The organism is Arthrobacter terrae, assembly GCF_015708085.1.
Lineage (GTDB): Bacteria > Actinomycetota > Actinomycetes > Actinomycetales > Micrococcaceae > Arthrobacter_M > Arthrobacter_M terrae.
The window spans coordinates 56,024-81,151 of record NZ_JADNYM010000024.1; the positions used below are offsets into that span (position 1 = coordinate 56,024).

27 protein-coding genes and 1 pseudogene are annotated in these 25,128 nt (G+C 61.4%); 18 read left to right on the forward strand and 10 right to left on the reverse strand.

What is annotated here, in order from left to right:
- The 3 genes from IV500_RS16835 (at position 1) to IV500_RS16845 (ending at position 4,674) form a co-directional block, all read left to right on the forward strand.
- Complete coding sequence (locus IV500_RS16835; protein ID WP_196397972.1) at positions 1-1,671, forward strand: thiamine pyrophosphate-dependent enzyme; 1,671 nt, start codon at positions 1-3, stop codon at positions 1,669-1,671.
- Positions 1,668-3,368 (forward strand): amidohydrolase, encoded by a 1,701-nt coding sequence (locus tag IV500_RS16840; protein WP_196397973.1) that lies wholly within the window; start codon positions 1,668-1,670, stop codon positions 3,366-3,368. Before IV500_RS16835 ends, IV500_RS16840 begins: the two co-directional genes overlap by 4 nt.
- Positions 3,369-3,468: 100 nt before the next feature.
- Positions 3,469-4,674 carry a M20 family metallo-hydrolase gene (locus IV500_RS16845; protein ID WP_230855099.1) on the forward strand — a complete coding sequence of 402 codons (1,206 nt, stop codon included), beginning with the start codon at positions 3,469-3,471 and terminating at the stop codon, positions 4,672-4,674.
- Between the two features lie 139 nt (positions 4,675-4,813).
- On the opposite strand, the gene IV500_RS16850 is transcribed toward IV500_RS16845, so the two are convergent.
- Complete coding sequence (locus IV500_RS16850; protein WP_196397975.1) at positions 4,814-6,217, reverse strand: exodeoxyribonuclease VII large subunit; 1,404 nt, start codon at positions 6,215-6,217, stop codon at positions 4,814-4,816.
- A gap of 351 nt (positions 6,218-6,568) precedes the next feature.
- On the opposite strand from IV500_RS16850, the gene IV500_RS16855 reads away from it, so the two are divergent.
- Positions 6,569-6,772 (forward strand): 2-oxo acid dehydrogenase subunit E2, encoded by a 204-nt coding sequence (locus IV500_RS16855; RefSeq protein WP_196397976.1) that lies wholly within the window; start codon positions 6,569-6,571, stop codon positions 6,770-6,772.
- Between the two features lie 3 nt (positions 6,773-6,775).
- On the opposite strand, the gene IV500_RS16860 is transcribed toward IV500_RS16855, so the two are convergent.
- Positions 6,776-7,255, reverse strand: a complete 480-nt coding sequence (locus tag IV500_RS16860; RefSeq protein ID WP_196397977.1) for a hypothetical protein — start codon at positions 7,253-7,255, stop codon at positions 6,776-6,778.
- Positions 7,256-7,313: 58 nt separating this feature from the next.
- Here IV500_RS16860 and IV500_RS16865 point away from each other — a divergent pair, with 58 nt between their 5' ends.
- From IV500_RS16865 to IV500_RS16890, 7 genes are all read left to right on the forward strand, one after another.
- Complete coding sequence (locus tag IV500_RS16865) at positions 7,314-7,664, forward strand: globin family protein (RefSeq protein WP_196398006.1); 351 nt, start codon at positions 7,314-7,316, stop codon at positions 7,662-7,664.
- A gap of 181 nt (positions 7,665-7,845) precedes the next feature.
- Positions 7,846-8,187, forward strand: coding sequence for a carboxymuconolactone decarboxylase family protein (locus tag IV500_RS16870; protein WP_196397978.1), 342 nt, complete (start codon positions 7,846-7,848; stop codon positions 8,185-8,187).
- Between the two features lie 131 nt (positions 8,188-8,318).
- Complete coding sequence (locus IV500_RS21615) at positions 8,319-8,474, forward strand: hypothetical protein (protein WP_230855091.1); 156 nt, start codon at positions 8,319-8,321, stop codon at positions 8,472-8,474.
- Between the two features lie 76 nt (positions 8,475-8,550).
- Positions 8,551-8,769 carry a hypothetical protein gene (locus IV500_RS16875; RefSeq protein WP_196397979.1) on the forward strand — a complete coding sequence of 73 codons (219 nt, stop codon included), beginning with the start codon at positions 8,551-8,553 and terminating at the stop codon, positions 8,767-8,769.
- A 696-nt stretch (positions 8,770-9,465) separates the two neighbouring features.
- Positions 9,466-9,822 carry an ArsR/SmtB family transcription factor gene (locus tag IV500_RS16880; protein WP_196397980.1) on the forward strand — a complete coding sequence of 119 codons (357 nt, stop codon included), beginning with the start codon at positions 9,466-9,468 and terminating at the stop codon, positions 9,820-9,822.
- 2 nt (positions 9,823-9,824) lie between these two features.
- Entirely contained in the window at positions 9,825-10,805 is a 981-nt protein-coding gene (locus tag IV500_RS16885; RefSeq protein WP_196397981.1) for an SRPBCC family protein, read from the forward strand.
- Positions 10,806-11,008: 203 nt separating this feature from the next.
- On the forward strand, positions 11,009-11,401 hold the full coding sequence (locus IV500_RS16890) for a serine hydrolase (RefSeq protein WP_312875972.1): 393 nt from the start codon (positions 11,009-11,011) through the stop codon (positions 11,399-11,401).
- Positions 11,402-11,945: 544 nt separating this feature from the next.
- On the opposite strand, the gene IV500_RS16895 is transcribed toward IV500_RS16890, so the two are convergent.
- Positions 11,946-12,272, reverse strand: coding sequence for a hypothetical protein (locus tag IV500_RS16895; protein WP_196397983.1), 327 nt, complete (start codon positions 12,270-12,272; stop codon positions 11,946-11,948).
- Between the two features lie 151 nt (positions 12,273-12,423).
- A complete protein-coding gene (locus IV500_RS16900; RefSeq protein WP_196397984.1) occupies positions 12,424-13,272 on the reverse strand; it encodes an ETEC_3214 domain-containing protein in 849 nt (282 codons plus the stop codon).
- Positions 13,273-13,490: 218 nt separating this feature from the next.
- Here IV500_RS16900 and IV500_RS21620 point away from each other — a divergent pair.
- A pseudogene (locus tag IV500_RS21620) lies at positions 13,491-13,676 on the forward strand (AAA family ATPase); the annotation flags it as partial.
- Between the two features lie 205 nt (positions 13,677-13,881).
- Here IV500_RS21620 and IV500_RS16910 read toward each other — a convergent pair.
- Entirely contained in the window at positions 13,882-14,394 is a 513-nt protein-coding gene (locus IV500_RS16910) for a branched-chain amino acid ABC transporter permease (protein WP_196398005.1), read from the reverse strand.
- 234 nt (positions 14,395-14,628) lie between these two features.
- On the opposite strand from IV500_RS16910, the gene IV500_RS16915 reads away from it, so the two are divergent.
- The 4 genes from IV500_RS16915 (at position 14,629) to IV500_RS16930 (ending at position 17,612) form a co-directional block, all read left to right on the forward strand.
- A complete protein-coding gene (locus tag IV500_RS16915) occupies positions 14,629-15,444 on the forward strand; it encodes an SGNH/GDSL hydrolase family protein (RefSeq protein ID WP_196397986.1) in 816 nt (271 codons plus the stop codon).
- Positions 15,445-15,606: 162 nt separating this feature from the next.
- On the forward strand, positions 15,607-16,119 hold the full coding sequence (locus tag IV500_RS16920) for an SRPBCC family protein (RefSeq protein WP_196397987.1): 513 nt from the start codon (positions 15,607-15,609) through the stop codon (positions 16,117-16,119).
- Positions 16,120-16,247: 128 nt separating this feature from the next.
- Positions 16,248-17,141, forward strand: coding sequence for an oxygenase MpaB family protein (locus IV500_RS16925; RefSeq protein WP_196397988.1), 894 nt, complete (start codon positions 16,248-16,250; stop codon positions 17,139-17,141).
- A 108-nt stretch (positions 17,142-17,249) separates the two neighbouring features.
- Positions 17,250-17,612, forward strand: a complete 363-nt coding sequence (locus tag IV500_RS16930; RefSeq protein WP_196397989.1) for a hypothetical protein — start codon at positions 17,250-17,252, stop codon at positions 17,610-17,612.
- Positions 17,613-17,876: 264 nt separating this feature from the next.
- Here IV500_RS16930 and IV500_RS16935 read toward each other — a convergent pair whose 3' ends face one another.
- On the reverse strand, positions 17,877-18,617 hold the full coding sequence (locus IV500_RS16935) for a Fic family protein (RefSeq protein WP_196397990.1): 741 nt from the start codon (positions 18,615-18,617) through the stop codon (positions 17,877-17,879).
- 92 nt (positions 18,618-18,709) lie between these two features.
- Positions 18,710-19,234: a helix-turn-helix domain-containing protein gene (locus IV500_RS16940; protein WP_196397991.1), complete on the reverse strand. Its 525-nt coding sequence runs from the start codon at positions 19,232-19,234 to the stop codon at positions 18,710-18,712.
- Between the two features lie 330 nt (positions 19,235-19,564).
- Between IV500_RS16940 and IV500_RS16945 the strand changes: the two genes are divergently transcribed.
- Positions 19,565-20,185, forward strand: coding sequence for a hypothetical protein (locus tag IV500_RS16945; protein ID WP_196397992.1), 621 nt, complete (start codon positions 19,565-19,567; stop codon positions 20,183-20,185).
- Positions 20,186-20,618: 433 nt separating this feature from the next.
- Here the strand turns inward: IV500_RS16945 and IV500_RS16950 are convergent, their stop codons facing one another.
- The 3 genes from IV500_RS16950 to IV500_RS16960 all read right to left on the reverse strand — a co-directional run bounded on the left by IV500_RS16950 (position 20,619) and on the right by IV500_RS16960 (position 23,723).
- Positions 20,619-20,888, reverse strand: coding sequence for a hypothetical protein (locus tag IV500_RS16950; protein WP_196397993.1), 270 nt, complete (start codon positions 20,886-20,888; stop codon positions 20,619-20,621).
- Positions 20,879-21,172, reverse strand: coding sequence for a hypothetical protein (locus tag IV500_RS16955; protein ID WP_196397994.1), 294 nt, complete (start codon positions 21,170-21,172; stop codon positions 20,879-20,881). The genes IV500_RS16950 and IV500_RS16955 overlap by 10 nt, the downstream gene beginning before the upstream one ends.
- 1,807 nt (positions 21,173-22,979) lie before the next feature.
- Complete coding sequence (locus IV500_RS16960; protein ID WP_196397995.1) at positions 22,980-23,723, reverse strand: hypothetical protein; 744 nt, start codon at positions 23,721-23,723, stop codon at positions 22,980-22,982.
- Positions 23,724-24,479: 756 nt separating this feature from the next.
- Between IV500_RS16960 and IV500_RS21980 the strand changes: the two genes are divergently transcribed.
- The gene (locus IV500_RS21980; RefSeq protein WP_196397996.1) at positions 24,480-24,896 is read left to right on the forward strand and encodes a site-specific integrase; all 417 of its coding nucleotides are present in this window, start codon (positions 24,480-24,482) and stop codon (positions 24,894-24,896) included.
- The last annotated feature ends 232 nt before the right edge of the window (positions 24,897-25,128 follow it).

Sequence of the window (25,128 nt, forward strand, 5' to 3'; positions counted from 1 at the left end):
ATGCCACAGTCAGCCGGCCATCTTCTGGTCCGCCAGCTTGAAGCCCACGGCGTGCCCCGCGTCTACAGCGTTCCCGGGGAAAGTTTCCTGGCTGTGTTGGATGGACTGCATGATTCGCCCATCCACACCGTGGTCGCCCGTCAGGAAGGGGGCGCCGGGTTCATGGCCCTGGCGGAGGCCCGGCTGACCGGCATGCCCGGGGTTGCCATGGTCACCCGCGGTCCCGGCGCCGCCAATGCGATGATTGCCGTGCACACGGCGTGGCAGGATGCGACGCCGCTGATCCTGTTCGTGGGCATGATCCCGACCGCGGACCGGGACCGCGACTCCTTCCAGGAATTCAGCCTGACCGGCTGGTTCTCCACCACCGCCAAGCGCATCTTCGTCCTCGACGACGCAGACCGCGCCGCCGAGGTCGTTGCCGAAGCGATGCACCTGGCAACGTCGGGCCGGCCCGGACCCGTCGTCGTCGGTCTGCCCGAGGACGTGCTGATACGCACGACGGCGGGAGCCCCGGTTCCGCCGCGCGTGGCCGCGAGCGCGACGCCGTCGGCCACGGACATGGGGGACGTGGCAGCCCGAATGTCGGCGGCGGCCCGGCCGCTGATCGTGGTGGGGGGCGAGGACTGGAACGAGCGGTCCGGCCGGGCACTGATGGACTGGGCAACAGCGGCCCGCCTGCCGGTTGCCGCGGACTGGCGGGCGTACGACGCCGTCCCCCACGACAGCCCGGCATGGGCCGGCTGGCTGGGGTACGGCAGGGCAGACAGCCTGGCCCGTCGGTTGGACGAGGCCGATCTGCTGGTATTTGTGGGCGCCGGCCGCTCCGATGTGATGAGCGACGGTTTCACCCGCGGAGGCGGGGCGCAGACGATCCTGGTGCTGCCCGATCCGGAGGCTGCCATGCACGCCGGCCGGATCGACCAGCACCTGCTCACCCCGGCGTCCACGTTTGTCGCATCCCTGCCCGCCCCCGATGCTGCACGGGGAACACGAGGGCCAGAGTGGATGGACGAGCTCGCCGCTGACCAGAAACGTTTTGCTACCCCCCGTCCGGACGGGGGCTGCGTCGGCGACGTCGTCGCCGTGGATCTCGGTGTGGCCTTCGAGGTGCTGGAGCGCCGGCTGCCCGCTGACCGGGTGCTGACCTACGGGGCCGGCAATGCGACGATCTGGGGCCACCGCTATCTGAGCCATCACGGCGCCCGTTCCCTGGTGGGCCCCCGGAACGGGGCGATGGGCGTGGCCGTGCCCGCCGCCGTCGCCGCTTCGCTGGTCTATCCGGAGCGTCAGGTCGTGGCGGTGTGTGGGGACGGTGATTTCTTCATGAACGCCCAGGAGTTGGCGGTTCCGTTCGCCCATGGCGGCACCCCGCTGGTGGTGGTGATCGACAACGGGAGCTACGGCACCATCGTCCAACACCAGCGCGTGCATTACCCGGGCCGCCCCTCCGGCACACGGCTGACCAACCCGGACTTCGCCGCCTGGATGCGCTCCTTCGGTGGATTCGGCGAATATGTTGAGCACACTGGCGACTTCGAGGATGCACTGGAACGGGCACTGGCCAGCGGACTGCCCGCGCTGCTGCATCTGCGCACCGACCCGGACGTCCTGGCCCCGCCGGCGGACACCGGGTACGCCGTCGCCGGCGACAAGCAGGAGACGCGATGAAACTGGACCTGATTCTCCGCGGCGCAAATATCATCACGCTCGAGCCGGAACGTCCCACGGCGTCCAGCGTGGGAGTGCTCAACGGGCGCATCGTCGGCTTCGACGAAGAACTGGACGGGTGCACCGCGGCCCGGGTCGAGCAGCTGGAGGGTGCCACCGTGGTACCCGGCTTTATCGACGCCCACTGCCATACGACGTGGTGGGGGCTGGGGCTGAGCGCGGTCGACTTGGAACCGGCCCGCGGCATGGAAGAACTTTATGCCCTCCTCGAGGCCGAGGTGGAACGCCTCACCGATGATCCCGGTGCATGGATCAAGGGCACCGGTTTCAACCACAAACACCACGGCGGAGCTTTTCCCGATATTGACCGGCTCGATGCCATCACCGGGGACCGGCCGCTGTATCTGCGCCACGTCTCCGGCCACTGCTCCATCACCAATACGGCCACGCTGCGCCTGGCCGGGGTTTTTGCGTCCGGTTTTGAAAACCCCGAGGGCGGGGCGGTGCTGCGGACCGCCAGCGGCTCCCCCACCGGCGTCGTCGAGGAATCCGCGCAGGCCCTCATCCAGAACCTGCTGCTGCCCTACTCGATCCCGCAGATCGTCAAGGCCCTGGACGATGCCACCACCCGTTACGCGGCCGAGGGCATCACCAGTTTCACCGAGGCCGGGATCGGCGGCGGCTGGATTGGCCACAGCCCCATCGAGGTCCAGGCTTATCTCACCGCCCACCGCTCCGGGCAGTTGCGCGCCCGCGCCCAGCTGATGCCTGCCCTTGACGCGCTGCATCCGATCTCCGCCAACGCGGCGGACATGCACGGGGAAGGAACCGGGCGGGGCCTGGACCTGGGCGCCATTGCCGGTTTCGGCAACGAATGGGTCGCGCTGGGCCCGGTGAAGGTCTTCATGGACGGATCCCTGCTCGGTGCCACGGCCGCCGTGACCGAGGACTACTGCGGTCACCCGCACAACACCGGCTACCTGCTCGAAAGTCCACAGGCATATCGGGACAAGGTCAGCGACGCCTACCGTGCCGGCTGGCCGATCGCCCTGCACGCCATCGGGGACGCCGCAATCGACCTGGCCCTGGACATCATCGGGGACTGCCAGGACCGGTACGGGCGCAATTATCTGCCCAACCGGATCGAGCATTTCGGCATCGCGCGCCCGGACCAGGTGGAACGGGCCGCCGCGGCAGGTATTGCCGTAACACCGCAGGCCGCGTTCATCGGGCCGCTCGGCGACCAATTTGCCGAACTCGTGGGGCCGGACCGGGAAGGCTGGCTCTACCGCGGCCGCTCCCTCGTCGATGCGGGCGTGTTGGTCGCCGGGAGCTCCGACCTGCCGGTTGCGGACAATAACGTACGGCGGGGCATGCAGTCCTGGGTGGACCGGACCACCGAGAACGGCCTGGTCCTGGGCGGTGCCGGCGAGGGGCTCACCCCGGAGGAGGCGTTGCGCACTTATACAGAATGGGCGGCCATGGCAACCGGGAACGACGGCGACCGCGGCACCTTGCGGGCGGGGAAGCTCGCGGACCTCGTGGTGCTCTCCGGTTCCCCGCTGACCGCACCGGACATCGGCGCCCTCGACGTCGTCGCCACCATTCTCGGCGGCACCTTTAGCTATGAACAGCATCCGAAAACCCCCGCTCTTCTTTCGAAGGAGTCAGCAAATGACAACATCTCCAAACCGTGACAATTCGTCCGGGGACGATGGGCTCCGGGACAGCACGTTCAGGGACACCACGTTGCGGGACTCATTGCGGAACAACGCTTTCCTCGCCGATTTCCGGTCGATGAGCACATTCGGAGCCACTGCCCGCGGCGGGGTTGACCGGCAGGCCGGCACCGCCGCGGACGGGCAGACCCGCATCTGGTTCCGCGGACTCGTGGAGGCGCACGGATTCGTGGTCCGCTACGACGAAGTGGGCAATCAGTTCGCGCTCCTTGAGCTCACCCCCGGCGCCCCCTACGTCGCGATCGGATCGCACCTGGACTCGCAGCCGTTGGGCGGCCGGTTCGACGGCGCCTACGGGGTGCTCGCCGGCGCCCATGCCGCCATCGAGCTCAAGGCGCAGGCCGTGACCGGCGAGGATGAGCCGATGTTCAATATCGCGGTGGTCAACTGGTTCAACGAGGAGGGATGCCGCTTCAAACCCTCCATGATGGGCAGCTCCGTCTTCACCGGAAAGATACCAGCCGAACAAGCCCTGGCGACCAGCGACCCGCATGGGGTGACTGTCCGGGATGCACTGAACGACATCGGCACCCACGGTGACTTCCGGCTTGACATCGCCGCGTACGCGGAAATCCACATCGAACAGGGTCGGTCGCTCGAAGACGACGGCTTGGCTATCGGCCTGGTGGAATCAACCTGGGGGGCGAATAAGTACGAGTTCGTGGTGCACGGAGAGCAGGGGCACACCGGGGCTACCGTGATCAAGGACCGCAAGGACGCCCTCTTGGGTGCCTCCGCACTGGTGGTCGCGGCCCGGGAAATTGCCAACCAGTTCAGCACCGACGAGCATATGGTTATCACCTCCTGCGGGGAGTTCACCGTCTTCCCCAACTCCCCCGTAGTCGTGGCCAGCCGCGTTGACCTCCTGGTGGACGTGCGCAGCACCGATCCGGACGTCCTGGCAGCGGCCGACGCCGAGCTGCACCGGCGGGTAAGCAGGATCGAAGAGTTTGCCGATGTCCGGATCGAACGCGGCGCAGAGCACACATGGGACGCAAAAATGTACGATCAGGCCGGCATGAAACTGGCCGCCGCCAGCGCGGAAAAGCTCGGCCTGGGGTACGGGATAGTCCGCACCCTGGCTGGACATGATTCCACCAACCTCAAGGATATAGTGCCCACCATTATGCTCTTCGTGCCAAGCGTCGAGGGAATCTCCCACAACGAACGCGAGCTGACCAGCGACGCAGATATGCTCGCCGGCCTGGCCATGCTCACCGAGGTCGCGGGCCGGATGGTGAACGGCGGGCTCGTCCAAAGATAGGCCATCGCCAGCGCGCCGACCTTGTGGGGTAATCGCAGCAGGCTAAGTGGACACCTCGTCATTAGGCCCTAATGACGTGCAGGCTATTCAGCGGTGCATTGATTCAGCGGCAGCTGCCTGCAGACCTGGAGTTTAACGCCTACCCCAATGTTGGCATATACCGTCTGACGTGCCGGAGCCCGCGAGGTGAGCGCACTCTTTTGCTCATCGCCCGCCAGGCAATGGCATCAGCTGGTGGATGCTGCATCGGTCTGACCGAGGGACGGTCCATAGCTTTCCGCAACTTGCTTTGCCACCACAGCGCGGCGACACAGCTGACCACGGCGAGCCCGAAGAAAATTGCACGCTGCAGACCTGACGGCGAAAAACCTAGAAAGTGCGCCGGTGTCGCCAAGTAGGCCGCAAGGAGCACGCCGAGGACCAGGGTAAAAACCGAAACAACTCTTGAAATCAACCTAACCCTTGCATCGGCGAATTCTAAAAGATCTTGAGTATGCGTCCGGAAGGCCTGGTGCGACAGAAAGACAGAGTCTTCTTGGGCCTTGCGTGCCAGGATCGTTTCCTTCCCAGACGCTGCCAGTTGGTCCTTTAGGTGCAACAAGGTGGTCTCTTGCTTCGTCCAGGATGATGCGGATTTTTCATCCGATGGCTTTTCGGAGACAACAGCAGACCTTGATGAACCGGCAGCTCCTCGCCTGGTTCGTTTCCAAACTTCGGTGCTGAGCGCTTTACCCGCCGCAGATGGAGTCGTGAACGAAAAGCAAGCAGCCCTATCCGACATAGAGGTGTTGTTCCTGTGCCCAATCGCCGTGGCAACAGGGACCTCGCTCCGTGCGATCGCCAGGGCGATGGAAGGGTGCTCATATGCCCTCAGTGAATTCCACGAACCACCACCACGGACAATGAAGATGAGGTCATATCCAGTCTCGGCGGCTTTTGAAAAAGTAGACGCTATCATCTCCGTGGAATCTACGTTTGACTGTTGAAACGTCTTGTAGGTGACACGTACATGCCGCTCAATTCCTCTGACTTCACCTTGAAAGTCGGACAGCCCTTCGCTATCTGCTGGGGCCAAAACCAAAATTGTCTTGAGCGCGGCAGGGAACTCGGGGTAATAACCGACTTGTCCACAATGAATGGCCGAGCCACTGAGCCTGACAGTCGGCAGTTTCTCCTGTCGCAGCTTGTTCAACGTCGATTTATCCTGCAGGTACATTGGGCCATTGAGGGTAAACGACTCTGCAATCTTCTCGACGTCCATAAACAGGTGTCCGGCACCGGTGAGACCGAGCTTGCCCTGAACCTCAAGGACCATTCCCACCTTCATGGCCTCCTCTACGGACAGTGCGAACTGCCGAAAATAGGAATTGATTGTACGGAATTGCTTTCCGGAAATTCTGCAGGTAAGGGCGTGGGGCATGGTTCCCTCTGTAGCTGCGAGGTCGAATGTCCAACCTGCGCCGAGGCGCCTGAACTTGCGGCATTCGCCGCTGACAACCCTAAACGGCTGGCCCTGGTTGAAACCCTGCTGTGTTGCCGTCATAGTTTCACTTACAGTTTGCAGCACACCAGCAAACCGACGGCCCCGTGGCCTTTCCCAATCGCTCACCACAACCCCCAATATCTTCGCTCCGGAACCAGCCACCTTGTTCAGCCCAAGCCTATGAGCACCCGCAGACACGATGATTAACGGAAAGCCGGATTTGCGCTCTTGGGCGTGAGGTTGTTGGTTGGACCGCTACGACAGCGCCTCCATGGAAAAGCACGGTATTGAGAAGGCCACCGCAGCGCCCACTGAACAGCAGCCCCTCCAACAGCACTGCGGCATCCGCCGCCCTCGGATCACTACCGGTGTGGCCGTCGGTTGTGGACGACGGGCTCATGGTTCCCATTGTTGCGCACGCAGACAAAAAGGGGCTGGACGAAACACACGGCCCAGACCCGCCTCCTGGCTGAACGCGCTCGTTCCTTGCGGCTGACCCCTGATGAATTCAGTGGCGCTACCTTTACCATCAGCAACCTGGGGATGTACGGCATCGACAACTTCACCGCGCACATCAACCGGGTCCCGGAAGAACTGCTGAGAATGGTTTTCTGAACCTCAAGCGGCTCTCAAGTGAGCCAAGGTGAGCCCAATCGGGATGCTGATGAGGATCACCGCCAGTAAAATCCGGTAGGTCCACAGCGCCCACTGCGGCCCTTCACCCTTACCCCGTACCGTACGGATCATCAGAGCGAGGGCTACGACGAGCAGAAGCCCGCCGGCGTCAACCACCAATGGCGTACGGGCCACGGTTCCGCCGATCACGGCGGCACTGCCCACATTCCATGCCACAAGTTCAGCCGCAACTATTCGGAAGGTTAACCGCTGCGGTGCCAGCGCGCGCTGAGCGGCGCCGAAGGCGTTCTGTGCGACACCCGCCACCAGGACCTGATAGGCGGCAGCCCAGGAACCGTGCTCAAGACGCAACGGGCCCGTGGCCGCAGCAACAAGTCCACCCGAGACCACCCATGCGACCCCGAGGACGCGGAACAGGTCCGGGCGGAATCTGCCCAAACGCGGGGAATGGAGACCGGTCATGAAGCGGTCCCGGTATCCGGGGCAACAGTTATATATACCACCATGAGACCAACAGTACATGTCTTCTACAATCCGTAGAATAGACGAAGGGGAGAAGGTGTTGACTGGTATCTGCAACCGCGAGGATAGTCACCTGTTGGTCAGCGAATTCTCCCGGCGTACCTTCATGGATCAACTTCCGGGACCGGTCTTCATCGACGTCGTTCGCATGGACCTTGAGAAGCACATGCCGATTATGTGTGTCTTCTGGGAAGCCGTGCTCTTACGGCTTTCGATCGCTTGTACTCAGGTGGCCCGGTCGTCTTCATGCAAGGCCATCCGCAGTGCCCTCATGGCCCGCGGCATACCTGCCAAGGACATCCAGTATGAAGTGTTCGGGCCTGACTTATGGCTCCCCGATTTCCAATAACCGGATGGACATGACCTGAAGGCTCGTGACCAGTCCGGAGTAGAGATCCCACGGCTCCAACTCACTACAGTGGAAGTGTGCACTACGTACCCGTAATGCCCGCAGTCGGCTGATTTTCGCCTCCGTCCGCAACGCTTTCGGAAGTGTCCCGCATCAGCCTAATTGAGGAAAGGACGAACCGATGTCAGATGATCTATTCCCCAAAGCAACCCCTGCGGTCGCGCAGCGCCGCAGGGAGCTGACGCCAACCACAACGGAGGCTTTCGAGAACTTCAGCAAGTCAGTCTTCGCCGAGGGTGCCCTGAACGAGCAAACCAAACAGTTGATCGCCGTCGCCGTCGCTCACGTGACGCAGTGCCCCTATTGCATCGAGGGCCACAGCAAGCTGGCCAAAAGGAAGGGCGCTAGTGCTGAACAGATCATGGAGGCAATCTGGGTGGCCGCAGAGATGCGGGCCGGTGGCGCCTTCGCTCACTCCACCATCGCCCTGAACGCGATCGGTGAGGTACCGCACCAGCACTGAACAACAGTGATGGGTGCGTGATCATTGGTGGCGGAAGCGCCCTGAACGCACTGGACAGATGGCTTCGATTGTTACTGACTGCGCGGGACCACATCCTGAATTCGGAGTCGACAACAGCGGGGAGGTGGGATGTGATCCAGTACGCCTGCTACGGCGTCCCTGGCTGCCAGCTATTGAGCACCGTGAGCCTCGAGATCGCCAATGTAGAACAGAGCGGGCAGCGTTATCATGTGCCGGAGGTGGCCTCCACAACTTTACCTGTGCAGGGCGATCTGCTGGTGGGATAATCGGGTTAAACCATCAGTAACGATGGTCCGCCCGGTTCCGGCACCACTGTCGAAACCACGAAATGGAGGCACCCAAATGGTTGATCCGAAGACCTTGCCGGAAAATGACCCGAAGAGGCACACCATGCAGGTCCGTTCCCGGCTGACAGAACTTGCCGAGCATCTGCGCGAGGACGTGGAGAAAGTAGACGAACCGGGCTTCAAGGCACTGTTCGAGACAACCGCCGAGGTCCTCACCGGCCTGGAAAAGGCATTTGCAGGCTATGAGGAAAAGACAGGTAGCGCCTGGCGCTAATCGTTCACCGGGTCGGACCGGGTCGTATGGAAAGTTCGATCCGGCTTACTTGTGCTTCAGGACGGGGCACCGAGCCGGTTCGGAGTCCCCGCGGCCGGCCCGAGTCGGCTGTGCCCGGCCATCGAAGCCGAGCCCGTGCCGCCGGTGTGCCAGAGGGGAGCACCAAGAGCGGGTGCAGAGCACCGTCGCGCACGACGAACCTCTGGCGCCTCACACGGTGCGTATAGAGTCGCGCCGGAAATATCCATCGGAGCGGGATGCAATGGACGCTCAATCTTTAACCCTTCCCATGGCAGGCCGGGGCAGGATACATTCATACGGATCCTTCCCGGCCACATAACCGGCGGTCACTCCCCCATTGCTGGCGCCACAGACGCCCTAACGAAGTCCACCATGGCCATCAACAGCCAGCACTGGCAGCGTAGAAGAAGCCACCAATCCCGCTGTCCGAAATCCTCGCGGCAGCTCAGCCGTCGCAGGGCGAAAAACTCGTTGCCGTCCGGATCAGCAAGTACAACCCAGCAGATCTGGAAGCACACCATCTTCGGGGCTGCCCGCTGGTGGCTCGTGCACCACCTCATCCGGCTTCTCGTAGGTTCGGCGCCAACGGAGTGCCGCCTGCGCAGACGAGAGGCCATCCCTTCAGGGAAGGGGAGGCCGTGCGGAACACCGCATCCCGAGGTAATCTACAACCAAATGGTTGTAGATGAACTCACAGACGAAACCGTGAACCGTATTTTCCGCGCACTGGCGGACGCAACTCGACGTGACATAGTACGTCGGACGCTGATCGCCGAGGTCTCGGTTTCGCAACTCGCACAGGCGTACGACATGTCATTCGCGGCAGTGCAGAAGCACGTCGCGGTATTAGAGGACGCGAGGCTCGTGACCAAGGATCCGCGCGGTCGCGAGCGGATGGTGCGGGGAAATCCCGAGTGCATCCGTCAGGCCCAGCGCCTTCTGGACCAGTTCGAAGAGATCTGGCGCTCAAGGATCGACCGCCTCGACGCCCTCCTCTCCGAGGGAGAAACCCCATCCACCCAGAAAGGCTGACCATGCCCGTCATATCTGTCGAAAAAAACCTCGATCTGCTCACCATCACGATCGTCGCCGAGTTCGCGGCGCCTCTGCGCCGACTGTGGGACGCGTACACCGATCCCCGGCAGATCGAGCGCTTCTGGGGTCCACCTACCTACCCCGCAACGTTCCTCCGGCACGACGCCATCACCGGCGGCCGCAGCGTGTACAAGATGACCAGCCCTGAGGGCGAGGAGTATTACGGATGCTGGGAGTGGACATTAGTCCAGGCACCCAACGCAATCGAGGTAGCCGATTCCTTCGCGGATGCCAAGGGCGAGCCGAACACGGATCTGCCCACCACGCGCATGGCCTTCGCCTTCGAGGCGGTGGACAGTGGATCCCGTCTCGTCACCACCTCTCGATTCGACTCCCTTGAACAGCTCGAGCAACTGCTCGAAATGGGAATGCTCGAGGGCACCCGCGAGGCGATGTCCCAGATCGACGCCGTGCTTGCCGACCTCGCCGCCTTCGCCACCGACCGTGCGACGGAGGCACAGATCCTCAGCGATACCCAGGTGCGTGTGGCACGCATCATCCGCGGCCCTGTGGAGCACGTGTGGCGCGCGCATAACGATGCCGACCTCATGAAGAAGTGGTTGCTTGGACCCGACGGCTGGAAGATGCCCATTTGCGAGATCGCGGCGAAAGTCGGCGACAGCTACCGGTACGAGTGGGCGAACGAGGCCGGCGGCGATCGCTTCGGATTCACCGGCAAGCTGCTGGAGGCGCAGGCACCGTACCGCGCGATCACAACGGAAGCGATGATCGGAATGGACTTTCCAGCGACGCTGAATGAACTCACCTTGACACCGGTTGAGCACGGCACGCTCCTCTCCCTCGTCATCACCTACGCTAACGCCGAGCAGCGCGACACCGCTCTCGCCACGGGTATGACGGACGGCATGGAGACAAGCTACGCGCGGCTCGAGGGAATTTTGGGGTCGGCAGCCGCGTAAGACGTGTTCCGGCCGGTGGAGCTTGGTTGGCGCCTGTCCTCGAGCCCGAGGTCCTGAACTGCCGTCATCAATAGTGACTAAGGCACCGCGCTTGTCACTCCATAGCTAGCGCACGAATAGCCGCCGTCGTCCCAAAAGCCGCGTGCCGTCGTCGTCCCTAAAGTACGACGGCGGCACGCGAGCTAAGCGGTCAGCGTGTGGCCGTGGGGCAGTCCCTGCAATGCTTGTACTCGACCGGCGCGGATGTGGCGCGCTGGCTCAGACATAATCTGGATACGGCCAACCCGGCGGTGTGGCCGGTTCTGACCGTGGCACGTGCCGTTTACCGTCAACGCCAATCCATGACCGCTGCCATCGGTTTCGACGAGTCGGGCCCGATGTCGGGACTCGGCTTGGGCTGGGTCACCATGTCGGACGAGGGAAACCTGCCGATGATCGTGCAGAAAGCCGGCGGCGGCGGATTCATGACCTACGCCGCCCTCGCTCCAGACCGTGACGTCGGGATTTTCCGGGCCGTGAACCGAAAAGACTTCAGCATGGGCGCCGCACTGGCCGCCGCCGCCAACGAACTCATCGCGAACCTGATCATTCGCTGACCCGCGAACCGAAACGCTGGAGCCAACATTTTGACGTCTCATCAACGCGAGCCGCGCCGCGCCCATACGAGAGGAGCCAGACTCGGCAGGCCAGTACCATCAACCGGGCCTCGGGCCGACGACAGATTCTGTTCGTAATGGTACGGGATACGTCCAAGTCGCGCCTTCTTGATATTCGCTCGATAGGGTCACCGCCAGTGAACGCTCAAACATCATGCAACTATCAGAAAACGAGCTCAAGACCTCAGACGAGGGCGGGACGCCAGCCACGGCTGAACTTGCGCAGGCGGCTGTAGCGGTTGCGACGGCGGAGGCCATGCTGGCGCGGTAGGTCGGGAAAGTTCCCTCACCCGCGCCTGGTTGCAGAGGTTTCCGCCCTCGGCGCGCAGGCAACATCGGTGTCTCGTGCGGCAGCCGGCCGCGAACCGCGGCGTCAGTAACGACGTCGAGGGCCGACGTGATAAGTTCACCCGCATCCTCGGAACTCGGTTCTGCCCGAAACGCGGCGGGCATCCCGGCTATCAGATCGCTGAATACGAGGGCGTCAGGCCCGCGCAGCACCGCGCAGCACCGCGCAGCACCGCGCAGCACCGCGCGCCACCGCGCCGCCGCGCCGCCGCGCCTCGGCCACGGCGCCGTCGTCGTCGTCGTCGTCGTCATTCGACGCGCCGGAGGTCCGGACGATCCCGGGGAGCATCCGGTCCCGCTCCGCCAGTTCGTCGGCAAACCTACCCACTTCACCGAGGAACCGTGCGGAAGCCGCAATGCGTGTGTCGCCCAGCGGCTCCGGCTCGTCGCCCGGGAACCGCTCGGGAAAAAGTGCGGAAGTCACCCCACTGGCATCATGCTCACCGCCAAAGGCGCTGAACACCGCCGGATTGCGCTATCAATTGATGGTGAATCCGTGGGTATTGCAACTCCCGTTTTCAGGGCGTGTTGCACACGATCGCTAGAACTCGCCAAAGAGTCACCTTCCACCGTTTAAAACGCCGCCGACGCCTGATCCCCAGGAAAGGGCGAAATTAGAGCTCCGTTCCGGTGTAGAGCAGAGGGATGAGTTGCACTGCGTGATGGGCGACGCTGGCGACAAATCCGCCGTTGTCCCGAAACCGACCGAAGGTGTTTGGTGTTGAACCGGCCCGGAACGCCGAGACAGTTGTCGGATCAAAGAATCCGCCGGGCAGTTGTGACGCTTGATCGAATGTGCGGGCGCCATTCATGTCCCAGCGCATCGGACTCGAGGCCCATCCGGCGGGCGCCCACGCGAGGAAGAGGCCCTGATAGTGAGCGGGGCGGCCACCAGCGAGGACTTCCACATAAGCGGAGGAAGCCGGGCCCATATGGATGGCGGCATCAGTGGGGTGGATACCTTGAGCCTGCTCGAATGTCACAGTTCCAAGTTTCCCCAGGCTCTCGCCGAACGTCATTGGCGGCTGAAGGTCGGCGGACATCAACGTCACCGCGTAGAGCGCAAGACTGTTGCTGTCGAACACGGCCCGCACTACGTACTGGGGAGTGTTGAAGATATAGATCTTAACGGTGTCACGCGGTTCGCTGGCCGGGCATCCCATGGCGACGCACCAGTTGACGATGGAATTGGGCTGTCCGAGTTTCGATTCGACGTAGGCAGGAGTGAGATCCAGATCCAGTACAGCCAGAGCCTCATACTGGGAGCGGTGGGGATTTGCCCAGTTGGAAATAGTCTGGATGGAGTCGCCGACGTACCCGAAGGCCGTGGCAAAGAACGTAACCACTGCGAGGGCTGCCGTGGCCGCTACTACGAGGCGGTGTCTCTTTGCTCCGTCGATCCAGCGGACGAAACGGCTATCTGTTGCCGGAGGCCCGTCAGGCGGAGGTTCTATCGCGGCCATGAGACCATTGTGCGTCCTACTGGCGGGCTTTGACAGGTGTTTTCAACCCCTCCTTTGAAGGCCACGCCCTTTAGCGGAAATTCGCCGGGAAATCATCGACGTGTCGCGCCGCACCCGACCTCCCGACGCACGTGTCCTACTTCGAAGGAAGTGGGACACCATGACTAGCGAATGATCGTGCCCCGGTGGAATAGAAATGGGGATCCCGATTTACCACTGGCATCGATAAACCATTCCGTAACTACCCGCAGCTCTACAGCCGGCCCGGATTCTCACACCACTACCCCACCCTCGGACGCGAAGAGCTCCTGTTCGTCCTGGACCGCCACTGGAAACGGCTCGGCAAGACCTTCGACCCCGGCGACTTCACCGACGCGCAAGTCATAGCCTCCATCGAACGGATATACCCGATGAACTGGCCCAGCACCAGGGATGCGCAGAATCTGGGTTTCCATCGGACGAACTGCTCGGCAGGGTGCGAGCATGGGCGAGTGCGCCTCTCCGGCAGACCGGCAAGGAGGGCAAGGAGGGCAAGGCGCATCCAACGGTTCCGGCAAATGTCCGTGCTTCTGCGGCCCACGGCCGGCCGAGCTGAAGAGGGAGTGCCCATTAGACTCGCACCACGACCTTTCGCCCAAACAGGCCTTGGGGACGCAGGATCAGGATGACGAAGATCAGCGCGAACGGAACGGCGATCTTGAGGTCATGGCCGATGAACGGCACATACACGGACACGAGGTTCTCGAGGACGCCGATTGCCTTGGCTGCGACAGCGGGGCGAATGGGGCTGTCCAGGCCCCCGAGGATCACCGCGGCGAGCGCGTAGACGAGCGCAGTGTCGAGCATCCCCGGAGTCGGGGTTAGCTGTGGGCCGACCAGCGCACCGGCGATCGCCCCGAGGGCCGCTGCGAGTCCCCAGCCGACCATGAGCAGCCGTCCGACGGGGGCTGAGAACGCGGCGGAGTCGGGATTGTCGGCGGCGGCGCGCAGCGCCAGGCCGAGCTTGGTGCGCAGGAAGAGCACCTGCAGGACCGCCATGATCACTAGGATCGTTGCGGTGGTCCCCAGCGATCGGACGCTGACCACGGCTCCGAGGAAGTTGACGCTCGTCAGCGGGAACAGCGACGGGAACTGCGACTTTCACGAAGGAGCCGTAGCCGAGCTCCCAGGGAGCCGCTTCTGGAGGTGAGTGAACGCCGATTGGAAACCTCGGAGGCAGCATTGACGCAGCGCGGTCAGACCTTAAACCACCTTCTCCTTCGGAGGACTTTCACCTGCAAGCACGTGCCCAAGCTGGGCCAAACATGAGTAGCCTTTACTCTTGCCCCGGCGACCACCCGGGCGTAACTTCGGGCCATGAGAGCATATCCATTGAGGAAGTTCGCCGCGCGCACGGGCGCTGCGGTTTTGGTGAGTTTGGGGCTCGTTGCAGGGATTGCCGGTGTGCCGGCCACAGCCCAATCAGCACTGCCGGTTACCTACACGGTGCTAGGAGATTCCTACTCTGCAGGATCAGGTGGCGGCGCTGAGACGGGACTCTGCTTGCAGAGCCCCAACGGATACGGCACCGACTACGCCGCCGCGACCGGAAGAGTCATGGCCAATCTGGCGTGTTACGGTGCCACCACCGACTCGGTCCAGGCGCTGCAAGTTCCGCGGATTCCTGCCACCGCAAAGCTGGTCACATTGACAGTGGGCGGCAATGACATTGGCTCGGGCGCGGTGTCAGCAGCCTGCCTGGCCGCTCCACAGAGCCCGACCTGTACGGCAGCGCTGACCGCTTCCCTACAGAAGCTCACCCAGTTGCCCACGAAGATCAAGTCGTTGGTCAAGGCAATCAAGGACAAGGTCCCGGCAGCGAAGATCGTATTCCTGGGCTATCCGAGTCTCTTTGAGCCAAACAACATGGCAGCCGCGGGGTTCCCTGCAGACCAGGTCGCCGCAGCCCGACAAATGAACGGTGCCGCTGTTTTGCTTAACGGCGTCATTGCGTTCTCTGCCCTGACCAACGGCGCCCGCTACGTTCCTGTGATGTGGACCTTTGCCGGGCACGGCATACCCTCGGCAGACCAGTGGATAGTGGGGCCCGGGGCGGGGAACCCCTTCGTGTTCCATCCGAACGCAGCGGGCTATCTGCACGGTTACGCTGCCGCGTTGAAGATCTTCCTTTAGACCGGGCGCTTAGGACAGGAAGTTCCCCGGGTTTCCGGGGGTCTTCCTGTCTTTGTCTCTGGGATGTCTGACTACTTTCTGTTGTTTTTGGTGGTGTGACCGTGGATGTGCCTAAATCCAGCGTCTTCGCCTCCCGCGGAGTGAACGTGGCATCCTGAGTCTATGGAAGGCCGTTTTTTCAACCTGAACTCCTCCTGGTTGCTGAACGCCACGCCCACAGAGACTTGGGCGATCATTGCTGACCCGGAGATGAGTTGGCCGAGCTGGTGGCCTAACTGCAGCTTTGCCGGACCGTTGGTCCGCACAACGGGACACGGCACCAGCCCGGACGCTGTACTGCTGGCAACAACCACCGCGCTCAACTTCAAGGCCTCCCTCGGCTACACCCTGACCATCACGATCCATCCAACCTCCGTGAGAGCCCCAGCCCACATCAGCTTTGAGGCAGGTGGCGACCTGAACGGCACGGGTGGGGTGAGGCTGTCACCAGCCATCGGGAACCAGACCCAAATGAACATCGAGTGGCGGGTACGCCCAACCAAGCGGTGGATGATGTTCCTTGCACCGGTCGCCGGACAGGTGTTCGCCGCAGCGCATGCGCAGATGATGCGACAGGGCGAGCAGGGACTGAGATCCGCGCTGGAAACGTCCCAAAGCCAGGATTCACGTAGTTAGGACCATCTTTCCCCGTTCTGTGGCGTCCACCTCGAGACGGGCCTACGATAAAAACCTACTGTTCGTCTCGGACAAAGAATGGCCCATAGATCGTTTGACGCATGCATGCCTCGGGGAGGTGTTCAAAAATGCATCCACATTCAAGCCTTCAGAAAAGTCAGCAGCGCCAGCAACAGGCGAGTCCGGAGAATTGGCAGCAGACCTTCCGGCAAATGGCCCTCTTCGACCTCGCCAGCGACATGGAGCTCGGCTTCTTCCTCGCCTACTACCGCAACTTCGCCATCCCCAGCATCGCCGAAACGCTCGCCCGGAACGGCGAAATCTCAGACCGCCCCATGAAACGCTCCTACGACACCGGCATCGTCATTTACGAACTGATCGCCAGCGGTCTGGACAGCGACCGTGGACAGCAGATGATCAGCCTCCTCAACCGCGTCCACCGCCACGTCCCCGGCACTACCGAGGACTTCCTCTACGTCCTACTCACCCTCCTGGTCGTCCCGATCCGCTGGATTCGAAAACATGGATGGCGGCAACCCACGGAAATGGAAATAGCCGCCGCAACAAGGTTCTTCGCGGGACTGGGCCACAGAATGCACATCGACAGCGTTCCCGGCACCTTCGATGAGGCCGCCGAATTCTTCGACAGCTACGAAGTCAGAAACGTCGCAGCCTCCATACCAGGTGTAGCACTGATGGACGCGACGGTTCAGGTTCTGCAGGACCGTTTGCCCAAGCCGCTTCGGCCCGTAACACGGTTAATGATTAGTGCCATGCTCGACGACGGCCGCCTGACCACCGCGCTCGGCCTCCCCCGCGCCTACCGGTGGACACGCACCGCGCTCAACGCCGGACTGTCCCTACGCAACGCGATCCGCCGCCGTCGTCCGCTCTCCAAGGAACCGCACTTCTCACCAGGCAGTGCCGGCTCGTCCGTCTACCCCCACGGCTACTCCTCCCGGGACATCGGCCCCATCAACGTCATGTCCGGACCTACCCCCGCCGGCCATGAACTACGGTGAAGCCCGCAAAATAGCCAAGCGCGAGGACAAGCAGCTGCGCCTACCCCGAGAACATCCCTCGAATCTATACAGCGGGCGTTAGAAAAATTGCGCAACCGGAGCATCTCCGTGGAAGAAGTTCCGAGTCGGAAGGGGGCAGACACGGGCGGACTGTGGCTCGTCATGCAGGATCGGGATCTGATCCTGCATGCGCCCGCACGCTCCCCGTGGCATCGCCGGCAAATCATCCTGCACGAATTCAGCCACATGATCCTCCATCACGACGTTCACGGAATCGGTACCAGCCTGACCGGCCAGCTTCTTCCCGGTCTGGACAGCCGAATGATTCTGCGCGTGCTGGACCGCAGCAGCTACGAGACCGACGCCGAGCTGACAGCAGAGGCTCTGGCAGACCGCCTTGCGGCCCGGATCATCCGTGGCGCCACCTGGCCACCGAGCGAGCCGTTCTTCTTCGGGGACGTATTTGACTGATGGAATTCGTGCCGGCCGCCAGGCTCTGGCCCTCTCGATCGTCCGGCTCCCCGCCGCGCTCGACGGGCGCCGTGAACACAGCTGCAAACACGTAGCCACCCGAGTCGGTCACTCGGGCAGGGCGGTGCGCTAGCTGGTGACGCGGCCGAGGACTAAGGCTACTCTCGGCTAACCACGTAGCCGGCTGGTCATCTGAGGGAGAAGCAAAAGACCCGGAGAATTCTCGGGGCTTTGCCGTATTCAAGATGAGCGGGGTGCGAGCTATTAGTGCTTCTGGGAGGCTTCAGCCGCGCGTTGGGCGATGGCTGCTTTGAACTTCTCGAGCTTGGCCAAATCCTCGGCTTCATCATCCCCGGGCAGCGAGTTGATGCCCATCACGAGAAGCATCTCGGTGACAGGTTCCATCTCACTAAAGATGTAGGCCTGCGCCAGGAGACCGTTGAACTCTTCAGCCACCGATGGATCACCCTCGTCGACGGGCACCGTAAGCACCGTCTGCGTATGGTTTTTGATCAGCAATGCATTGGCAGCAAACAAGCCGGTTCGCTTGTTCCCATCCATAAATGGCTGGGTCTTAGCCAATGTGATGAACAGCGAGACAGCTTGCTCTTCAATGGTTGCTTGCTGGAGTGCGATCTTGATGATCCCGTCGAGCTCTTCTTCGGTCACCGCGGCTGGCTCGTGGCGACCATGGATGGTGTTAACACCGATCTGATGATCGGCCCGGCGCAATGCTCCTGGGCCCATGGATGCGCTACGCGTCATCTGACCGTTGATTTGCATCAGAAGGTTGGCTGTGATCGGCTCTTCGGCGTGCTCGATGATGAACTCTGCGACAGCCTTGAGGTCTTGGAGCAACCACAGGTCCTGACGTGAGGCCACGCCACTGGTGTCACCAGAGAGCAGGAAACCTTCAGTATCAAGTCGGCCGGTGGTGAGGCCATCGAATACTTTTCCGGAGGAATAAACGACCCCGGCTAGATCTGAAATGGTGGGTATTGGCATGATTCATCCTTTCGGAGGTCTAGGGTGGCGACTTCAGGCATAGATACAGACGCGTCTATAGAAGGCAGGACTAATGACAGTACTCGTGAGCGCTACCGACGAGTTACAGATAGCCTCTGGACCTTTGACATTGCCTCGTCCAGAGACAGCACGCCCTCGATGTAGGCGATTACAATTTGCTGCGTTTCTTGGTCAGGTAGGCTACGACCTTCGCTCCAGCCCCTCGTAATGTCAGCCATGGTGCGAGCTCGTTGTTCACGAGCGCGCCGCTGGAGCGAAATGCTGTATTGAATCCGGTAGCGCGAGAGAGTGTCTTCAGCGTCTTTTGGAGCGTCAGATGTTGACTTGAGAACATGTACGCTGCAGTTCGGGTTCACGCGCCGCTTCGTCGCGGGTTCGGGGGTTAGGGCAGCCAAGGATATTTCCAAGGCGTTAAGGACGATCAATACCTTACCTAGCTCGGCTCGCGGGTGACCGTCTTCGAGTTCGATGATGAACGATCGGCTGACGCCGGCCATGCGGGCAAGTTCCATTTGAGTGATGTCTTGACGCTTACGTACCCGGCGTACGGTAGCGCCGAGACCTTCGACAGAATCGATAGAGGCAATGGACTTCATGGTTTGACTCTACTCTCGATGTCGGCGTACGGCTACATTACTTGTTGCGGATCACTCGGGATAGCTGAGCGACCAAGAATTGGTACCAAAGCGAGTTTTCGTTGCCTGGCGGGCCACCTGGCTAGCCTCATGACATTCGTACCGGCGCTCTCCGGTGCAAAGCTCTTGTCGTGGGTCTGGCGCCAGTCAGTACCCACGCTTTGGGACCAACAACGCAGACCAGTGCTATCAACCGAGGCTAGCAACGCAGACCAGCGCTACCACCAGAGGGTATGCGCCAGTAAACGGCTGGGTGAGCAACCCGCGCTTCGGTGATTTCCTGAGCAAGGAATGGGAGATCGTCCGTCCGTACCAACCAACCCGTTCAACGAAGAGATCGACCCGGCTGTCGTCGCCGCCCTCGTCAGGAGGTCCAAACGCTATCAGGCCGCACGGGTAGCCCGGGATTTCATCAAGGCAAAGGACCTGCATGAGGAAGCCGGCTCCGTCGGTCTACGTGCACTGCTCCGCTCGATGGGCGGCACCATCATCCAACCTGGCGGGCTCGCCGAGCGGGACGAGACCCGGTTTCGAGGACGGACGGCCCGGATCCACGGGCCAGGCGACATCACCTTGTTCCTCAAAGGAAGAGAAGGGGAAGTCCTGCGCCGCGAGCTCATGGCCCTGACTATCGCCGTTAAGGAGCTGGAATGGCATAGCTACAACGACGACGACACCAGATGCTACATCCGCGGCCCTTTGGACGTGTCCCTGGGCGATGCCCGCCACGGCCACACGGAGGCCCACATCTTCGCGGCCATGATGCTGGTCCCGCAGCAGGACGCCGCCGGGGCCGTTGACATCGCTGCAGCCGAAAAGGTCGGGGCCGAACTGCGCGTCGACCCGGCCACCGTCCAGGACGCCCACCAGCTGGGGCACGAAATCACCCATCCGGAACAACCGAAGGCCTGAGGACCGCTGTGACAGGAACCCGCTTCCCGGCCGTTGCTGCCGCCGCTGACAAGACCGACCCGGTCGTCCACCGGATCGGACATGCGGCCGCCTGCCATTTCAGTGAAGTGGCAGGCAGGACTGAACCCGAAGCCGGGGACCTCGACTTGGCCTACCGCATCAACGGCGCCTTTGCCGCAGCAGGTTGGGGCGACCTGCGATCCATGGCCGTTGCCTTCGCTGACAAAGCCCGCCCACGACAGTATCGCGGACCGGTGGTCCACGGAGGACCGCGAACAAGCTCTCATCGACTCAAAAATCGCGGCCGGCTATCGGGGCGCGGCGGAACTTGCCGTCAAACCCCTCGGAACCCAGCAGGCCAGCGTGCACGCTGTCCTGGCCCTGCACTCCCCGGTCCGCCGTTACCAAGCCTCATTCCCTAGGAGCATCAGAATCACCGAGGTGTCCATGACCATGATCGGGCATCCGCATCGAAGGCCACTGTGGATGGTGCATCGAACATGCTTCCAAGGTCCCCGGAGACTGTCCTGCGTAGTGAATGCCGGACGCCGGTACCACCGTTGGGTCCGATGAGCGCAGCTGTCGTCGGGGTTGGGTTGAGCAGGTATTCCAACACCATGGGCAGTGTGGGCGTGCTGGTCCCGGCGACGCCGTCGGTCCGGGCCATGTCCAGCGCCGTGTGCTCCACGGGGCTTAGCGGCACGCCCGGGCGCATGAGTGAAACCAACGCAACGAGCAGATGCCGGCGACGCTGCCATCGAGCGGGTTGACCCTTGCTGCCCGCCCGGGGCCAACCGAGATGACCTTGCCGCCAGGGATAGCGTTGGCGACCGGGACCCACTCCCCCTTCCGGTCCGAGGCCACTGCGGCGTTCCGTCCCAGCGTGACCGACCGCGTCACCAGGGATTTGCCGCACATCGACCTGCCGGTGCCCACCGTGCCGATGATCACGATGGAAGGGCCGCTGGTGAACCCTTTGTCGTACATGTCCCAGGGGTCATAGCAGAATGCGCCGGAGCCGAACAGGTCCGTGCCAATATAGGTACCTTCTCGGCACAGCCCGGATTCGGTGAGAAACGGGTAAAAGCTGGGTTAGCCCCAAATCTGGGCAAACAAAAAAGCCCTCCAACCAAGCGTTTCCGCAGGTCAGAGGGGTATTGAAGTGGAGCTAAGGAGATTCGAACTCCTGACCTCTTCTCATGGGAGAGCATATTCCGTTGCCTGTTGAAAACTGCCACTTCCCTGATTTTCCGCGGAGTTTTGGCACTTCTTAAGCTCTCGGACGTCGTCGAAATGCCATCGTTTTTCATTGTTTCCGTAGGGTAAACGTGGGGCGAATACGGGCCAAAAGTGGTGTCCGTGACGTCTCGCTTAGCTGCGGGTCAGTCGGCATTCGGACTCCCTAGTTGCTAGCAACAGACAGTCCCTGCGTCGGGAGTGAAGGTGTAGGGCAATCTCTTCGGCGTGGAAAGCAGCGTGGGCTTTGCCGCACTGGTCTGAGGAGGCTGCCCAGCCATCCTGGCTTGCACGATCTCGGCTGCAGTGCGTATTTCGGTCTTCAGTGGGGTGCACATCGAGCGCCCGTAACGCGTCGGCCAAACCATCAATCCTCACCAGATCCAGGTTCTGGACACATGGGCGCCATCGACATTCAGTAGCCCCGGACCGAAGACGGCCCCGTCAGTTCCGCGTTGGAGGCAACAGAAGTTTCGGCATCGGCGCTCCAAAAAGGCTCACAAAACAAGGGTCAACGGGCGATTTCTCGGCCGCGTTGTCCGCCAGGGGCGAAGCTCCGGTCAAACGCGGTTGATCGAAGCGTCGATCCATAATGACTAACCCAACCTGGCGTTAGCTGTCAATCGACACGGCTTGACTAAACGCACACTTGTATCGAATCCCACCCCGAGGCTGAGTCAACTAGGAGGAGGCCGATAGCGGACGTTACGTAAAGCTGTACCCTGAAGGGGTTGGAATAAGCCTCCGAAGCGGGTACTTCATGGACTGAAGGAAGGTCTAAGATCGATCAGATCTTAGTGGAGGAGATTTGGATACCGCTTTGATTCCACTTCTGGTTGCATGTTTTGCCCTTGTTGGCGTCGTTGTCAACACATTTGCAACCGTCAAACAAGGAAGTGCTACCCGCGGCCATAACTGGCGTTCGTCCCATGACGCTCGGGCAGAAACCAAGAGGCTAACCAAGGAATCTCAGGATCATGCCAGCCAGCTCGCCCAGGATGTTGACAAACGAGAAAGAGACTTCTGTCGTGTAGGACTCAGTTACGGAACCTGGCTCCCGCGGCGTACGGCCAGAGTTGAGAGAGCGAAATGCGGCTGTTTCGGCCGCCGGCTGCTTTGGTCTGAGTAGGGTCGACTTAGGGGTACTTCGCGTCGGCTTCTTTGCCCGCGGAGGCACGGATTCGGGTGCTTGATGTGGTGAAACGGTTGTGTGGCTTTCCCTCATAATTTGAATCAGGTTCACGCCGTCATCCTCTTGTAGCCCTTCGACATGGGCCACCAAGGAATTAAAGGCCTGCCCTGACTTGGATCCCGTCTCCACGCTGGCCTCAACCTTGTAGATGCAAGGCGCGACTCGCCACAGCTGCCATTGCATGCGAATTTACTCCTAATGCATGGTCCCGCAGCACTAGTTGGGAACCCTGAGTGATAGCTGCTGCGGCGCTTATAGCGGCAACGATCCACCCAGGAGATCCCGCTGAAACGACTACTGGTACAGCCGCTATGTTCTTCGCCGACGGCGTGCCACGGTAACAGCGATTAGAAAAGCTCGACTAAGTCAGATCATTGAGGAAAGATAACGCTCCACACGACGCACGAGAGTGAGGCATCCCGATAGGAGCACAGGAAAGAGGGCTGCTAGCACGCCGATGATAAAGATAGCCTGACTCTGGTGGTCCTCGCCCACTGCATCAATTGTTGAGCCGTGCGCCGAAATGGTGAAGCTCGTGGTCGTTGACCAGGACAACATATCGCTTTCCACCGTGGGCGGCGTCGCCGTTTCGATTCGTTCGGCGGGCGCCAAAGTACGATAATTCACTTTTAGGTCGACCGACCCCGGCGCGTAACCTGCCGGGCTGTCCGGAGGAACCGGTCGATCTGGGCTGCCGTTTGCGCCGCCAACTTCAGGTAAAGCAAAGAGGATCCTTTTACCGGCTGAATTTGACCACCCCGCATTTTCTATACGAAGCGTTATGGTTGATCTGCCCACGGAGGGATCGGACTCCAGCAGGTGACCCGATGCGGCTTGGTAATGGCCGTCCAACTGATCGGTCCAGTGAGTGTCGAGTTCTTTGCATGTAGGTGCCGGGGCATCGTGGCGATCAATCATTTGAATTCGCGCTTCACAGCCCGGAATCGACGGTATTCCGTCCAATGCATAATTCTCGAAGTGAGGACCTCGGAGCAAGATTGTGTAACCGAGGACTTCCCGTGGGTTCGAAAGGTTGGCGCTCAGTTCGAGGACTATATCGCTAAAGGTTTTAGATTGCTCTTGCGTAAGGCCGTTACGGGTTGCGTCCATGTGTTCGTAAAAGCTAGCCGTGATATGAACGGGAACGTTGGGCCTGTCCAGCAAAACGAGAACCTGCTCCGAGACTTCTGGCTGAGCAGGAAAAGCGGAAACGTCCGTATACCATGAATAGAGTTGGTAACCGCCAACTACCCAAAGGCCGATAAGCAGTGCCCGCCAAAATCGCGCCGCCCACCTCAATAGCCGACGTAATCGAACTCTTGGTCCCACGGGGGCTCGTTCGTCAGCTACGTGATCGCCCACTTCGCGCTGTCCTCCCCCGCCTGTTAGTCACCAAGGATGAATGTGGAGTCTGCTCGGGCCGCATACCCATGGGTCCCATCACAGCATTTGAAGGGACATAGCAAAGGCCCCGATGCCGTCTAGCTTTGGAGCCTAGTAAACCACAGCACAGATGCGATCGCGCGATCGTCTCGGTCGCTGAAAGATGAAGGCGAATGGCCTTCACTTGGCCCGTAATGGCATAGAGGCGTACAGTTCGGGGTGGAGTAGCACAACGCCGTGCGTCTATCTTTGTCTGCGGTAGGTGGAGACTAGCGCACCGACTCGGGCCGCAATAGAAGTGATGAGTCTGGGCCCTCGGTGGCACAGACCCTTCCTGGAGTCGCGCTTGTTTCGCAGAGGCCTCCGACATAAATGTCCGGTCCGTTGATAATGCCGACCACCGCCGGTTCACCGGGCCGCTTCGCAACATCTCACCGACAACGGGAACTGTCCGCATGGACACGTGATAATTTCACTTATCATGTGTCCACGGACTTGCAAAAGGTTGTTCACGGTGTCGGTAATCAGCAGTGGCACGGACACACCATCGCGGCATGGCAACTGGCGCAGACTTCACCGCACACCCTCCGGGCATACACCCGCACCATGACCGACTTCTGTTCGTGGTTGGACGCCAGGAACATGGACCTGCTTAACGTCACACGGCCCTTGCTGGGCGGGTACCGGCACAGTCTGGCAGGGGCGCCGGCCACAGTTGCGGCCAAGCTGGCTGCGCTGTCCAGCTTTTACCGCTACGCGCTCTCCGCTGACCTGGCCCTCGCCAACCCCGTTGAGCTGGTCAAGTGGCCCAAAGTCGATGCCGACCACAGCAACACGGCAGGACTGACGCGCGACCAGGCGAAGGCCTTGCTCGCGCCGGCACAGGCGGACGGCTGTTAGCGGCCATGGCAAACTGCCCATAGGCGGCCACGTAACTGCCCACTGATGGCCAGCAGAAATGCCCATTGGTGGCCATGAGATCTGCCCACTCTTATTTTCTAGCATCGCCGTGTTGTTAACGGCGGGAGCCCCTTCCTGGGGTTTGATGTCGGTGTCTAGTCGCACCAAACCAAACCAGGAAGAGGCTCTGTATGAAGTCTGACGGAGAAATCATGGAAATTCTTGAAGCGTA